This is a genomic window from Martinezella lusitana, assembly GCF_016901135.1.
Taxonomy (GTDB): domain Bacteria; phylum Pseudomonadota; class Alphaproteobacteria; order Rhizobiales; family Rhizobiaceae; genus Rhizobium; species Rhizobium lusitanum_D.
Genome location: NZ_JAFEVL010000047.1, coordinates 12228 through 27759, shown reverse-complemented (window position 1 = coordinate 27759; position 15532 = coordinate 12228). Strand labels below are relative to the sequence as shown.

Annotated in this window: 11 protein-coding genes; 1 reads left to right on the top strand and 10 read right to left on the bottom strand. The window is 53.8% G+C overall.

Annotated elements, in window-relative coordinates; all coding sequences use genetic code 11:
- Window positions 1-197 (bottom strand): peptidoglycan-binding protein (locus JTP94_RS20785; protein ID WP_204852386.1); only part of this gene is annotated, 197 nt, incomplete at its 3' end.
- 178 nt (window positions 198-375) lie between these two features.
- Here JTP94_RS20785 and JTP94_RS20780 point away from each other — a divergent pair.
- Entirely contained in the window at window positions 376-1329 is a 954-nt protein-coding gene (locus JTP94_RS20780) for a trans-aconitate 2-methyltransferase (RefSeq protein WP_204852385.1), read from the top strand.
- A gap of 269 nt (window positions 1330-1598) precedes the next feature.
- Here the strand turns inward: JTP94_RS20780 and JTP94_RS20775 are convergent, their stop codons facing one another.
- The 9 genes from JTP94_RS20775 to JTP94_RS20735 form a co-directional block, all read right to left on the bottom strand.
- A complete protein-coding gene (locus JTP94_RS20775; RefSeq protein WP_204852384.1) occupies window positions 1599-2729 on the bottom strand; it encodes a hypothetical protein in 1131 nt (376 codons plus the stop codon).
- A 333-nt stretch (window positions 2730-3062) separates the two neighbouring features.
- Window positions 3063-3527, bottom strand: a complete 465-nt coding sequence (locus JTP94_RS20770; RefSeq protein WP_204852383.1) for a hypothetical protein — start codon at window positions 3525-3527, stop codon at window positions 3063-3065.
- A 53-nt stretch (window positions 3528-3580) separates the two neighbouring features.
- Window positions 3581-4474 (bottom strand): hypothetical protein, encoded by an 894-nt coding sequence (locus JTP94_RS20765; protein WP_204852382.1) that lies wholly within the window; start codon window positions 4472-4474, stop codon window positions 3581-3583.
- A 63-nt stretch (window positions 4475-4537) separates the two neighbouring features.
- The gene (locus JTP94_RS20760; RefSeq protein WP_204852381.1) at window positions 4538-7933 is read right to left on the bottom strand and encodes a hypothetical protein; all 3396 of its coding nucleotides are present in this window, start codon (window positions 7931-7933) and stop codon (window positions 4538-4540) included.
- Window positions 7934-11446: a hypothetical protein gene (locus JTP94_RS20755; RefSeq protein ID WP_204852380.1), complete on the bottom strand. Its 3513-nt coding sequence runs from the start codon at window positions 11444-11446 to the stop codon at window positions 7934-7936.
- A gap of 9 nt (window positions 11447-11455) precedes the next feature.
- The gene (locus tag JTP94_RS20750; RefSeq protein WP_204852379.1) at window positions 11456-11929 is read right to left on the bottom strand and encodes a GNAT family N-acetyltransferase; all 474 of its coding nucleotides are present in this window, start codon (window positions 11927-11929) and stop codon (window positions 11456-11458) included.
- 12 nt (window positions 11930-11941) lie between these two features.
- Complete coding sequence (locus JTP94_RS20745; protein WP_204852378.1) at window positions 11942-12355, bottom strand: hypothetical protein; 414 nt, start codon at window positions 12353-12355, stop codon at window positions 11942-11944.
- Between the two features lie 274 nt (window positions 12356-12629).
- Window positions 12630-14660, bottom strand: a complete 2031-nt coding sequence (locus tag JTP94_RS20740; protein ID WP_204852377.1) for a hypothetical protein — start codon at window positions 14658-14660, stop codon at window positions 12630-12632.
- A gap of 3 nt (window positions 14661-14663) precedes the next feature.
- Window positions 14664-15365, bottom strand: a complete 702-nt coding sequence (locus tag JTP94_RS20735) for a hypothetical protein (RefSeq protein WP_204852376.1) — start codon at window positions 15363-15365, stop codon at window positions 14664-14666.
- Between the last annotated feature and the right edge of the window lie 167 nt (window positions 15366-15532).

The window sequence follows — 15532 nt, the reverse complement described above, 5'->3', positions numbered from 1 at the left end:
GCGCTCGATATGCCTAGCGCAGTGAGTGTCGTCGGCCCAAGCGTACCAGGATATTGAACGGACAGATTCTTGTCGGTCTGGAATTTCGTGATTGCGGCGATCGTCATGCGGCCCTGAATGCCATCGGTACCCGAAGGGCCGAGATTGTAGCCAAGGCCGATCAATCGCCGCTGCACTTCCTGCACGGTCGTATCCATTGTTTGCTCCAATAGAAAAGGGCCGCCGAAGCGACCCTGCAATTCATTTTCGATGTGATTTGTTAGATGTCAAGCGGCCTATTTCGCGAGTCAGCACAAGCATAAGCTTTCCAATCAAATCAATTTATGCAACTGACTAATCGCGGTTTGCAATTTGGAATATGTTGGGAAAAGCCAGATGCTAAAACTACTAGACGAGCAGATAGTGCCATATGATTCATCATCTGGGCTGTATGCTACACAGAGTATTGTCGAAAACGGCGTGATCGGCGTTGGAGACCAATTCCTCGCCGGTGCGCAAGATTATGATGACCGATACGTCGGAATGAACGCAATGATCAGTAAACTCCGAGGGAGTTTCGATATCGCCAAGTTCGACCGCCAGGACGTTGAAAATATCCTAGATATCGGTTGCGGAAGCGGTAATGCTACCATGGCTCTCGCAACCATGTTCCCAGACGCCAAGATAGTCGCTACTGATCTAAGCCCGAACCTCTTGGAAATCTTGGCCAAGAAGACAAGGGCTACCGGCATCGATGACCGAGTGTCGTGTATCATTGCTGATGCATCAACCATAAAATTGAAGCCGCAGTCATTCGACATTATCTGCGGCTCTTCAATGCTCCATCATCTGGACGATCCGGAAGCCGTCTTAAACGGGTATATTTCCGCTCTCTCAAGCGATGGAATTGGCCTGTTTTATGAGCCGTTTCATGTCGGTTATTTTGTCTTGAGACAGATCCTTGTCGGCTTGATCCATCTGGCAAAATTCAACAAGGGCATTCCAGAGGCCGACATCGCCGTATTCAATACACTGATTTACGGCATCGATTTCGTCAGCGCGAAAGATCGCTCCGATCCGGTTCTGAAGAACCTTGATGATAAGTGGCTCTTTTCAAGGGAAATGTTCAAGAGAGTTGCTGAGAAAAACAGCCGCACATTATTCGTCTATACCGCCAATCCCGCTCATGAGGGATATCAAGATAAGATATCAAACATGCTTTTCAGCGTTACTGGGAACCACCCAGATTGGCCGGCATGGGCGGTCGATTATTTCAAGGATATAGACAATGCGGAAAGAGGTGAGCTTGCCAACGATGTCCTAATGGAAGGATGTATCGTCTTTAAATGATGCGTTCCGCTGGTATCACAATCGCGATCTATGATTTTAGGTAGACGCTCTGATCTTCTTTTACGAGTGAACTTTGCGCCAACCCTTTTTTCAAATCTTTCCCTACGTCTCTCCCTATTTCGTCGACGCCGCGATCTGTAGATCAGCGCTTGAACACATAAGATCAGCCAGAAGATCACGCATATGGAAAGGCAAATCGTGGGAAGTTCCAGAAAATCCGTATTCATTTTATATCACTCTCATACCGGTGGGCATTAAGCCGTCAGCATTTACCAAGTAGATATCGCCGCACGTTTCCATGTGTTGGTTCCGATACAAACATAAATGAATCCCGTATCCCATGCATGATCGCCGGTCGTGCAGGCAGCAGATGAAGTTGCGGGCGTTTTCGGTGTCTGGATATTGATGTGGTCTGATTGGATTTGGGGCGCAGCATTTGTAAAAAGAGTTCCATTAATAAGTGCGCTCCCCGAACTGACCTGAAGAGTTGGAACGCCGCCAACGACCGAAAGCAGCGATGATCCGCTATAGGTCATGTAGGTACTTCCGATAGCATCACCATAGAAGTTTCCGCCGCCGAAGCTTGTTGATGTTGAATTAAAAACAATCTTTTGCCCCTGCCCCATATTGAACGCAGCATTGTCAGTCAAAGTAGCGGTGACCGTATCAAACCCAACGTTTGCTGGACCTCCGATCGTGAATCCTGCATCGATTGCCTTTGTGCCGTAGGAATGGACATAATGTCCAAGCCAAATCTCGCCGAGAGCATGCGTGTTATTCGTGCGATTAAAATTGAAAGCAGTGCCGATGACGCTGATATCAAAGCCACCGTCATTAAAGTTCATATCTCCGACGCCTTGAAGATACGCCCCATTGGCGGTAGCACCAAAATCACCATTCATTCCGATGCATGCGGGGTTCGCCAGCCAAGTGGTAGCGCCAGCACGAGAACTATTTACGGTGCAAAATGTATAATATGCAGCGATATCACCTTGACCATTATTCTGCATCATAGTCCGGTAGATCGCCGCGCCCGTCCTTCCATCATTGCTTCCTGTCGCCTGATTCCACCCGGAATTATTGACGAATTTTGTTTGGTAGGGCGTAAGCGCCGGGCTCCATTGATAGCCGGTCGTCGGCTGGCCAAGGACTGCCCCGTTCAAAGTAAAATACAGTGGAATAGTCGTATTTGAGAAATCGCCATCAAATTCTGTCGCAAAGGCCTCTGGGAAATTATAGGTAGGAGCCACCGACACAGAGATGGTACGCGGGGTATTAGACGCGCTCGAAGGGGCAATATTGTTCGGCCGAACCGCAACCGCAGATCCGAGTAGGCCAGAATTTATCTGATCCGCAGATATGCTCTTATTGGTCAAAGTTTGGATATCTGTCGTGCCCACCAGAAGACCCGAGGTGGGAAATACCTGCGTCACACCACCAATCGTTACCGTTCCAGTTATTGCTGGGCTCGAGATAGACGGCGCTACTAGCGATTTGTTAGAAAGCGTGTCTGTCGTTGACCGACCAACGAGTGTATCCGTCGCAGCGGGTAGGCTTAGGGTACCAGATGCGCTCGGTTGGGCTTGAAGTACAGTCTGGTTTCCAGCACTAGACGTATTACCTCTGAACTTCACCGATCCTACCTGAGGTGAAGGATATGTTTGACTGTTTGCGCTGGTAGCATACATCATAGCCAGCGTCATAATCAGAAGACGAATTATCATTTTATAATCCTAGCTTAGGCTGACAATACCGCCATTGTTCCAAGGAATATTTGGCTGTGATGGAAGGGAAGTTGGGAGTCCTTGAAGGTAGGACTGGAAACTGAGACTCAAATCTATTTGCGATGCGCTTGTTATGCGACCGGTAGCATCGATCGTGATCCGAACAAGGTGGGTACTGTCGCCATAAATGCCAGGTGTTACAGTGGTATCCGCTAGGCCGACCACTAATGTGGAACCCGCTCCATTATCTGTAACAGTTGTCTGACCGGATTCTCCCGCCAATATTCTCGCATTAGGCAGCACAAAATCATCATTGGCGACCACATACGTCGCTTCAATGCCGCCATTTACAAGCGCGCCAACGGTTGTCTTTTCCGTCACATAGCCAGGACCAGTGTTTTTTGCGATGGGGACAAATTCTGTCCCATCCAATCCAATTGCTAACTGCAATTGATCTATGGTGATTTTTGCCAAAAGATCACGCTCGCGCCGGCTGGCACGCCTATCTTTTTAGAATGTTATTGGGATCAGGAAACGCGCTGGACCATCATTGTTGACGTGCCGATTTTCCCTCTGGCAAGCCATGTTCCGACCAACATCGCGCCCCCAGGAGAGATTTGATAGGCGGTAGCATCTGAAGGCGATAAATAGACATTGCAGGGCGTATTTCGATTGAGAATACCCTGAACGGCAACGGTCGCTCCAATTGGCTGATTGAGATTGTTCGGATCTGTCGAACTGGAGGGATATGAAGACGCTTGGGCTTGGATCGCCTGAGCCGTGCGCAATGGCGTCATAAGCGCGCTGTTATCAGTTCCGGCCTGCGCCTGCCCTGAGCTGGCCAAACGAGCCGTAACTTGCTGTGCTGTCCTCAACGGGCTCATATATGTGGTATTCGACACTCCAGCTTCGGCGACAGATTGAGAAGCGATGACTGGAGCTGGTATCCCCTCATCAGCTAGACTTTTTCCTGTTGAGTCTCCAAAAACAGCGATATTGCCTGGCGTTGATGACGGAGCCCCAAAAACGTTAGGAGCCGATCTCAACCCCACCCCAAACGTTACAACAAAAGCCGGGACTCCCTGAGGGATCACAATTGTATTGCTGCCAGAATATGTCGTCTGTAAAGTGAGCGTGAATGCCCCGGTACAGCCGTTGATTATGAAGAAGTTTCTTCCAATCTGTGGGAAGGAAACCGTAACATTTGCGGTTAACGTGCCAGTAAATTGAATTATATTGTTAGAACACTGGTCTGTCGTAAGCGCTATGTCTGTATTGGATAGCGATATATTAATCGCTCCGCCAAGGATTCCATCCAGTAAAGTGAAAACATTATTATTGAGATTTTGCCCCCAAAAATTGATGTCTTCCCCTGTCGCTTGAAGCTCCAGGTTCAAATTTGGTGTGAACGTACTTGGCATATTGCCCTCAACAAAAAAGCCGCCTCAATGGGCGACTGTTTCAATTATTCGTTCGGTGATTGATCAGTGATTTTGTTGTTGCTGGCTCATGGCAGACGAGAACATCGCCAGTCGCTTCAGTTTCGATGCGAGGGTAAGCTCTGACCCTGTATCGATCCGCTTTGGAGCCTTCATCATCAGCGCCTTGGCGAGATCAGGGTTCAGCATCGCGTCTCGGATGAGATCGTTGACATTCCTGATCCCTGCTTCCCGCATGCTGCCCAGGACGTGGCCGCCGATGAAGCCGGCGACGGTTCCGAGAGGGCCACCGCTGAGAAATCCAGCCCCACTACCAACGGCATGCGTCACGAATTTTCCAAGCAATGAGCTTTTCATATCGTGGGCGTTGATAGCTGCCAAATCTTGAGCTGTGTTTGAGCCGCCGGGTAACTTCGAAGATGAGATAGAGCGATTGGCGCGCTTCAGATCCTGCGCCACGGCGCGCATCATATTCAGTTCATCATCGTTGAAGACCTGACGGAGTGTCGTGAAGTTCTTTCCGAGGAAGGACTGAAAAGCATCTGATTTGATAAGGTTTCGTCCCGATGTCGCCGCTTCGGTGTTGGAGACGAGCTTGCTTTCCATATGCTCGACAATCGACTTACGGAGGCCGGCAAGTGCATCAGGATTCTTCTGGGCTTCCTGTGCAAGCTGGCGCATCTGCTGGACACTGTCATTGCGCCCGAAGATGGAGCCGACCGTACGCACAACGTCCGCAGGATCATCAACCTTCAGAAGCTTGCCAACAGCTCCCTTCTGATAGGCATCCAGAACGTCCTTGCGCTGAGCCGCTACTGACGCCAAATTATCCGCCGCCTTTGAAGCGGTCATGAACTTGGCCTGCAGATCTGGAATTGCCCGTAGGGCTCCGGAGTGCGTCTTCTGCCACGCTTCAAACTTACCGGGGTCCAAGGTGCCATCTGAACGCGCCGCGCTCTTCCTGAGGCTGTCTGCGGCATAACCCGAGAGAAGCTTATCGGCCTTGTCTTTGCCGACCAGATCCCGCAAATCTTGGACTGCGGCAAACCCCTTTTCGCCGGTCGAGAAATAACGATCGGGCAGAACGCCGGATGCGGTTTCTGGGTTGAAGTTCTCGAACCGTTGCAGCCCTTCGGCCGCACGGCTTGCATTTTCAAAACGCGCAATCGTCCCCGGCGCGGCTTGCTCCAATGACTGAAGAGCCGGAGCGTGCTGCGATCGCCATTGATTGAAGATCTTCGAGGTGATGATGCCTTGCGGAGCTTTCTCACGAAGAGAAGTTGCGGCCATGTTCCGAACTGCCTCTACGGCTTCCGGATTGTTTTTCGCAGCAGAAAGGGCGGAACGAACCGTATCGGCACCGGCATTACCAGGCTTCCAGATCGATGATGTCACGCCTGCGGACGGCAACGTATAGGGCTGCGTCGATCCTGGACGTTGAAGAATTTGAGAGACTGGCTTGGCGCCAAAGGTCTGTTTGCGCTCGGCCGTAGCTGCGGTCGCTGTTTTTAGACGCTGTGCGGCTTCTTCATCAAGAAATGATCCTTCAGTTCCCGAATCTTGCGAAGTTCCAGAAGTTTTCCTTCCTTCACCGCTTCCTTCTCGTACTTTGCCAGAAGATACATCCGATCCGCTTGAGAAAGCTGTTCCAGATTCTTGTTGATCTGTTCCCAGACTTCCTGTTCCGGATCGCTTGGCACGCATAAACTCCTGAGATTCGCGCTGAAGCCGTCGCGTAAGTGTATCTTCCGGCCTCATTGCTCCGGTGAAAACCGCCTGTTGTTCCTGAGCGGCTTTCTGGGCAACGCTGTCTGATATAGCGTCCTCGACCGCCCCTCGCAACTGGGTGAGCCTTCCATAGGCCGGCTGATTTGGCGATAGCGGTGAATTTGCATCACGCATGGCCTGGGAAATGGCGCTCCGGAGATTAACCAGACGCTGGAATGGAAGCGTTTGGCCGTAGCTGGAGATAACCCTGGAAAGCTCCGATTCAACAGGCGCCATCCCAATGCTAGCCTCTGGCCCCATGTCACCATAGATACGCTGAGCGGCCTGCTTCAGCGGCGAAGTGACCGTGATCAGTTTACCATCGGGGTCCACGGCGCTCCAAAGCTGCCGTTCGCGTGCCTTCATGGCATCAAGCTGAGTTTGGATCGCTGTTCGCGCCTGCTCTCCTAAGACCTCAGGACGGCCACCGCCGAGCCCTTCAGCCGCGGTACGAGCGGTATTTGTCGCTGCTTCGATCTGCGGGTTGACGAGGCCCTTGATATCCTCGCCATAAGCTTCCGGAGAATGACCGCCTCCTGTAGCATCCAACTCGTTGCGCGCCCAATTCTGGGCAAAGTCGTGCGTGAGCTGCGTTTCATTATCGATCTGCTGGAGCTGATCGCGAAAGAACCCGGAGACGGCCTCGGGATGGCCTTCTGATTGAATATTCGAGAGGGCATCAAGGCGAGCGGCATTCTGTTCGCCGCGCAGTCCTTGAAACTGTTCCGGGTTCTTGGCGGCAACGGCACGTTCCATCGTTCCTAGACCGGGATCACCAGTCAGTTGGAAGGTGGTCGGGTTGGAACCCGGAACGATATTGCGTGGCGCGGTATCGATCGCACCGATAGCCTCATCCGGATTGGATGCAGCTTCACGCAATGCAGTCCCGGCCATGCGCTGCTGACCGCCCTCTGTAAGTGGGGAAGCATAATCAACAGCGGCACGAGCGCCAGAGCCCACTACCTTCGGGATAGATGCGACCGCTTCGCCTGCCATGCCGCCACCGATGCCACCAAGAAGGGAAGCAATAGGCTTGTACTTCTCTGGAACCGCCTCTGCCGCTGATTGCGACGCTGCTCCTGATACAGTGCCGACACCTAGAGCCTTTGCTGCTGATCCGAGTTTACCAGCCATTAATTCGGGAGCGAGCATAGTCACGCCAAACTCACCGGCGGTTCTCGCAATCCGTTCCGGAGCATTTTTAGGTTCGGGAATATTAATGCCAGTCTTATCGAGGACGGCGGAGCCGACGTTTCTCAGATCGGTTCCGGTCGTCGGCTCATAGGCATTAGAAGTATCCGGTTCCTCTCCGCCGATAATCCCGAGATTACGCGCCAACTGGTGAAATTGGTTTTCCCCGGTGTTCGGATCCGAAAACGTCAGCGCATCGGCAGTTCCTTTCTCCATCAGATCGGCAGTTGATGCGATAGCGTGCGGGATGCCGGTGACAAGGCCCCACCCTGCAGACTTGGCGACATCGCCGACAGTCGGAGACGATGACGTGCTAGTATCATCCGAACCAGCCGATGCGCCCTTCCCGCCAAAAGCAGTTGGAGCGTCATCGAACTGATCAAACGGATTCGTGGTGGCAGTCGGAGTTCCAGCGTTCGCAGTCGAAGGCACCCCGCCTATGGCCGGCGCAGCACCATCAAATTGATCAAAGGCGTTTGCCACTTATTGGCCCCCAAGAACATACTGCGAGACACTGCGTCCCATTCCGTATTTCGCGTCGAAATCAGGTGCCAATTGCGGATTTTGACGAAGCGCCGCGATAGCCCCTGCCGGTACATAGCTCGCCAGCGCATAAAGCTCTGGGGGGTTGGCCTTGTTGAAGTACTCATCAGCACCCTTGATGCTACCGCCCGTCTTGGCCGACCAGTCCTGCAGGAAGTTGTAATAATCCATCTTCCTTTGATTGGCCGCCTCGATACCGGCGATGACGCGACGTGCGCCCTCTGGGGAATTTGCTCCACCAGGCACAGCGGATACCGATTGATCGACGATGGACGCCGCTTCTCGCGAACCCAGGGTCTTGCTGAGATCGAAGCCGAGACGCGTGGTGAGTTTGTTCAAATCCTCACCTGCGGCCACGGCGGTTTCATCGATCGGAGGTTCCATACCCATTGCTTGCACGGCGGTATTGATTGTCTTCGCCCATTGGACACGGCTTTGGAAACCGGTTCCCGGTGCCGTCCAAGCGGAATTGGGGATAGTGGCGAGATCATGCTTCATCTCACCCAACTGCGTCTGTGCGCTTGTCGCGCCTTGATATTCCTCGCGCGCCTGCTTCAGCGCGTCCGTCGTTTCATTCGCGACGATCTGCTGGCCAGTTGGCGAGAACATGCGAGGATCAATGCCCACACGAGACGGAGCCGACGATGTGAATACCGGCTGGGCTTGCCGTTGGCCCTGTGCCTGTGCCTGTGACGACTGTTCTTGCGTTTGAGCGGGTGCGCCTATAGGGGCCGTAGGAGCGGCTTTGACCGGTGCGTTGCCCTGTTGCTGCGAAGCGCTTGCCGGCGCGTTCTGCGACGTTCCTGAGGCCAGAGATGCCCCTATAGCCTCATTGCTTCCGGTAACCGCGGAGGGAGGGCCGTTCTTCTGAATATCGTCCCACGTCGTAAGCTTCGGAGGCGCGTTCGGATCGGTCATGTCGCGAACGATGATACCGGCCGGCGTTACAGTCTGCTGCCAACGACCTGTCTGGGTTTCCAGATTGGTCTTTCCGGTTTGGGCGGTTTGCAGCCCGATTTCGGAGGCAGCCTTCTTCGCCTCAAGGGCGAGTTGCTGGCCCGCGATATCAACGCGCTTGCCTTCCAGCCCGAGTTGTCCGGAGCGCGTGGCTATTTCCGACTGCGCGAGAGCGTTCTCACGGTTCAACTGCTGCTTCTGCATGTAGGATTCAACACCCTTCATGCCACCAGTCCCAACGTTGGTGGCAAAGTTCGGGCTTGTGCCAGCCATCATGCCGAGACCGGCCGAAAGGAGCGCCATGCGTTGATCATCGCTCAACCCAAGGCCATGGCCACCGAACAAGCGTCCGAGGAAGCCAGGGGAAGATGCCTCATTGGAGAACGAAACCCCCTTGTTATTGGCTGGAGCAACGCCTTGCGAAGACGCAGCGATTCCGGATGGGGCCGAGGTATCGCCGGAATCGGTCGGCTGATATCCCGCTGACGTCGCTGGCATGCCGTTGAACTTGTTCGTCCACAGATTGGCGAACTGCTGAGCCGTCATGTTGGCACTTCCACCGTTCCCGACAACAGCCTGGCGTCCAACGATATCGGTTGCCGGGGCATCGGGATGACTGAGAAGGTTCAAGGCCCCTGCCGCTCCCTGCTGGTGAGCAAGATAGAGCTCGCCTGCTGTGGGCTCACGACCAAGACCATGCGCAAGGAACTTCTGGTTATCCACCGCAAGGCGTGCGGCTGCATCTGCCGAAGCCAGGGGGTCGAATGGATTTTTCAACCCATATTGCCCAGCGGTCGCATTGGTGAATTGGAATTCCCCCTTCGAAATGCCGTTGTTGGCATTCGGATTGAACGAGCTTTCGATATAGGCCGTCCTGTTCAGATACCCGGTCGGCAAGCCGTAGCTATTGTTGATCTTGTCAAAATTCGGCGTCATTTGCGGAGCATTGCCAATATTATACTGGCGTGGCGATGTCGCCTGCGAAGGAGCGTCCTGTTGCGGAGCAACACCTGCGACTGGCATATCGCGGACGGTTATGGGAGGAGCCAACGGAGGGGCTGCAGGCTGCTCACTCCGCTGTTGTGGAACGACGCCCGCAGTTTGAGGAGTTTCCGGGGCCGGAGCCTGCTGAGCGGCTGCGTCCAGAACTGCCCTCATCTGGGAAGGCGATATTGTCGCAGGATCGATCGCAGATGCATCCGGAACAGCAGGGACCGCCACAACACGTGGATCGACATAGCCACCGTCATCATAGCCACGGCGCGCCACGCCCCCATCGGCAAAGCCAAAGAAGTTGCCGAGAGAGGATAGAACGCCGGGATTTGATGGTACGGGCGCAGGCGTGACCGGTGCGGAGACTGGCGCGTTGAGGCTTGTCGTGGATGGCTGCGACAGACCTGCAACAAGGCCGTTTGGATATTTCTGTTTCAGATTGGTTTCAGCGGCTTTTATGCCCTGCTGAAGCATCTGCTGTCCCTGATCCTGCTGCTGGCCGCCCTGAGGTGCCTGCGGAAGCGTGGATCGGCCCGGAACTATGCCGGCTGTCGCGACCTGGGGAACATAGCCGCCGTTATCATTTGCTCCAGCCGGATTATTGTTGTTCGCGGCGATGCCAGACGATCCGGTATACGGAATAATCCCACCTTGAGCGCGATGCGGCCGATCATCTTCACTGACGACGCCGCCCTTGTTGAATAGGGATGCGAGACCAAGAACGCCGCCGAGGACTGCGCTGCCGGTGTTGCCGGATGGTTGGGTGGACGTAGTTGTGCCGCCACTACCGGAACCCAAGCCTTCGACAATATTGGCAAGCCATGAGGTTGTCTCGAACGGATAGGAAAGTTGGTTCTGGTACTGTTGGTAATTCCACTGCTGCTGCTGAGTACCGGCGCCCACTTGTGCCGCAGCCTGCGCGAGGTTGGTCTGCATCGCCGTCTGACCGAGATTGGTATATTCTGACCCGGCCTGCAGAGCGGCATTCTTATCCGACTGCGCCGCACCAAGAGCAGTATTATAGCCCTGATTATAAAGGCCCGAAATCGTCTGTTGGTTGGCAAGGTTCTGCTGGCGAGCGAGCTCGGATTGGGCAACCCCGACACGATTGCCGCCGAGCGCGCCCTGAGCCGCAGCATTGCCGAGAACGCCCTGCTGCTGTTCCGCATTCTGCTCGTTCATATTTGCCATTGTCGACTGAACGACGCTGTTCAAATATGGGCTCATATACTGGCCGACACTAGCCGAAGTCGGTGTGGCGGTAGAGGCGAGCGCACCGGAAGCGTTGTTAAACGCGCCGTTGGAAGAGCCGGCAAGATTGGCGATATCGTTGAAGCCGGTAATTTGGTTCTGTTCGAAACCAGACCCGTTTACGCCACCGGAATACGGCTGATATGGCGTCTGGGAGATCGGCGTTGCCTGATTGATGAGGCCCTGGTAGGCCGCCATAATCTGCGGAGGCAGCTCCGTCTTGGTAGTCGAAGTAGAACTTTTACCGCCCATTATCGTTCCTTACTTGTCCCAAGCGCATGGGCCTGCAAAATGGCGGTTCCAGACAAAGAACGCGCCAGCCTTTTCCAACTGCTTTTCGTAGAGACGAACCTTTGCTTCGGTTCGATGATTGCTGACGATCCCCACCATCAGCGGGATTTCCATCTCCCCTGATTTTTCCTTGGCCCAGCCGAGAAGTTTCTTGGCATAGTCAGAGCGTCGGTGATCAGGATGGACAAAATTCCATGCCTCGTTGAGATACCAGGCGTCAGAATAATATGGCTGCTCGATACCGAGATAGATGCTGCCGACAGGATCACCGATTTCTCCAATGACGCCGATCAGAGCGCCTTTCATTTGGAAATAACGCTGCATGTATGCTCTGACGCGGTCAGGAGAGAGCGGGAATAGACCATTTTCGTCATGGAGCATGCTGATCATTGCAACGAGCTTATCCTCGTCGGCCGGGACCGCGAGGCGAACGGAATCAGACATATTGGGCTTTCACTATTTGTGGGGGGTTGGGAGTTTCTTCAGCGTCTTGATCGTCTGCTTGCGGGTATGCAGAACGAAATGCTCGAGAATTTTGTGTCCTCGTTTCAGATCGCCGCCACCAAGTCTCGCGATCACCTCGGGGGGAACAACGTATTCGCCTCCTGCTGCCATGATCGGGACAGCGCCGCCGTCCTTTCGATGAATGGCAGCGGGGGCAGATGCGCCGGGAAGGTTGAAGAGCTGGTCAAGGATCTTGTGACCATTTTCCGAATTCCCCTCCCCGAGACCAGAGACAATATCGGCAGGGATTACGAAACTTTCGGCCGGAACATCGATTGGAAGATGGTCAGTACGGCCGGCGACATGCGATTTAAGTGCGCCTATGGTTGGCGCCGGACGCGTGTACGGCGTGGCAGCCAACCTCATGGCCGCTCCGACGTCGTCATCCCCACTCCCCGGCGCCGCTATCTTAGTCATAATATGGAACCTTTACAGCCGACCCATTAGGCAGTGATACGACAATGTACCCTACGACTTGGGCTGGAGGAGTAATCGCTCCTCCCGTTGCCGTTGCTGTTGTCCCACCCACTTGGGGAAACGCGTTAGAAAACGCCTGACGAATTCCATTGAGAGCTTGGACGCCGTTTTGGATTGCCGAAAGGATATTAAATCCTTGGCCGTTATCGCCTACTGCCATGTCCTACCTCTTTCCATCCTGTGCGGCGCGATATTTTAAGCCGCCCATCCGCCAAAACGCATTTGTGCCTGCTCCCTCAATCCGCATGGCCACCAGTCGGCCTCGAAGACGGGGATTTTTGAAACTGGTGGATGAAGAGACGGCGTAAGGCCCTTTCGTCTTCACCTGGCCACTCGGATAATCCGCATACTTCAGGGTGATGTTGAGCGCGGCCGATTCTGGAGCATTGAATTTGCCATATCGAAAATCCGGGATCATCCAATCGATGAATGTCAGATTTTCGCCCTGTGCGATTTCCGAATAGCCCGTTTCGAAAAATTCCCCCATCGGGGCACCATCAGCATCGTTGGCCACTTCATGCTGGTAAATAACTCCGGCCGAACTTGCCCCGATGGGCTGCCCCAAAACCGATTGGTCAATCCAAGCGGTTCGATCCAAGCGTCCGCAATCCCAGCAATTGAGAATGAAGTTGAACTTCACATAGGAATCAACTTCGCCGGTGCCACCTGAGGCAGATGGGAAATACCAAGCAATCTCGCCGAAGCCGTTGTTGGGAGCTACGTGGATTTTGTCGATATTATTCTGGTCCAGATCCTGAAAGATGAAATCCCAGACAGAGCAGACGATCGGCTGAACACCAGCTCCAGCATAGAGGTAAAACTGGTTATTCCCCATCCAGTAGACGGATGAATTAACGACACACGCCGCATGACGAGCGATCAGCCCGCATTCCTGTGCCAGTTTGGTAAAGCCAAACACCAAAGGTGGCTGCACATATTGCATCGCCCATACTTCGATGTCGGTCCAGATGAACGCGAACTGTGGGCCTTGAAGACCGCCGACAATCTTCGATCCCGTTGGAATGCGATAGCCGCCGGCCTGAGTAAGGGCGGTCACCGTCCAATTGGTGTAGTCGCCGGAATCGGACCAGTTGATCAGGAGTGGATCTTGAACCCCATTTATCGATGATGCCCAGGCGATGAGGATCTGATACGGATCGGAGACGAATATCCCGCCGTTGACCTCCGGTGCGCCGACAATCTTCGTGGCAACAAAATATCCGCTTTCAGGAGACCATGTGTAAATCGGACCATTTGTCGGACAGGCAATGAGGATTTCCCCCCAATTATCAAGCGTCCAATTTGTTGTCGTGATCGGATCGCCAGGGGATGGGGATGGGGATACGCCGATGCCATATGCTCCTTCACCATAAGGGCCGATGCCATATCCCGCCGATGGCGTGGTTGGCGATATGCCGATGTAATAGATGAATTCGGCATCCCCTCCGTTCATCGTGGCCGTAGCTGACGATGTGGCTGTATTCGTGCTGTTGATCGTGAAGGTATCTGGATCAACGATGCGCTGAACAAGGTAGGATCCTCGAACAATTAGACCGCCGACTGATGTTGGCGTTGCTACCGCAAAATTTCCGCCAACACTGAACCCATTGTTCGCGAGAATAACCGTTATTTCTGGTGTCCCAATGCTGGTGGTGAAAGTCGGAAGATCACCTCCGCTTGTTACCGTACTGGTCGCATTCTGCCCGGCTATGATCGTGTAAGAGTGCGTTCCTGTAACGGTCGCAATTGCATACGACCCTTGTAGCACAAGCCCACCCACGGCAACCGGCGTCACCAGAAATACCGAATCATAGATGGAAACGGTAATATTCGGGTCGTTGATCTCGACGATATCGCTGCCTGACGTGGTGGAAAAATCAGGAGGCGTATCGCTGGTCAATGTCCGCGGCGTTACATCTTGGAACACCCCGTTGCTGATGACGCTCAGGGAATCTTCGGCGCCAATAGCCAGATGAGAATCGGCATTGATGCCTTCCCATGCATGCAGCCCACGCACAGGCGAATTAACCGACGCCGGATAGAACTTTACCCATCCACCCAATTTCTCCACCAGCACCATGTTGCCGGCGGCCTTGAAGCGGATAAGCTGGGATGTCTGGATGGTCGCAGCGTTCAACGTTGGCGTGGCTTCTATATTCACACCTGGATTTAGCGTAATCGTCTGCAGTGGCATTGATTATCCCCTCGGCGGCTGCGCAAGAGGAGTGGGAGCAAATGCCGTCCAAGCATCGGACCAAGACTTTTTCCGAAGTTCTTCGATGTTGGCCGATCCCTTGAGCGTCTGATATTGCTGTTCCCAAGACGATGACATTTGCGGGTCGCTGGTCTGCGCCCCGAAATTCCTCATGTAGCCCGAGGCGAACACCATCGAGGCCGCCAGAAACAGGTCATAGAGATAGGTCGTGAGGAAGGTGGTCGTATTGCTCACAGAAAGCGGCTCTGGCCTCTGCGTCCCGTATACTTCCAGCGTGTAGAAATTATCCGGAGACGGGCCTAGGATCGCGTTCCATTGATCCACCATGGCGTACATCTGCGGAAGACCGGTCGCGTTGGGATTTCCCCAGAGCGCATAGATGACTTCCTTCGAAGTCGGGACAAGAGGATTTCTTGCCGCGATGGCCGGATCGGTCGCTATCGGAGTGAGAACGTTCACACCTTGGACAACTACGAACGTTTCTGGAAATGCTGCGTTGGGGTTTGCCGTGGTCAGGGAAACGCTGGTGTCGCGAAAGATGGTCGATATGAGGTCAAGCTCTCGATATATCCGCATCTCAGCATAATTGATGATCGCCGGCAGGACCACGGGAAAATCCGCGTCCGCAGCATCCATCACGATCATGTTCTCGAGCTGAGCAACATAGGTGGTGTAATCGACCATTAGTTTGTCACCAGATCAAGACCATCGTTCGTGACGAACTGATTGCCATCATTTGTGTAGAGGAAGGTATTTTCGTCGACATAAAAATATTCGGGCCGTGGGTTCCGGATCGGCAGCGGGTCTGGGGATAGAATGCGCGTCCGCAACTGCTGCTGCGGCTCATCCCA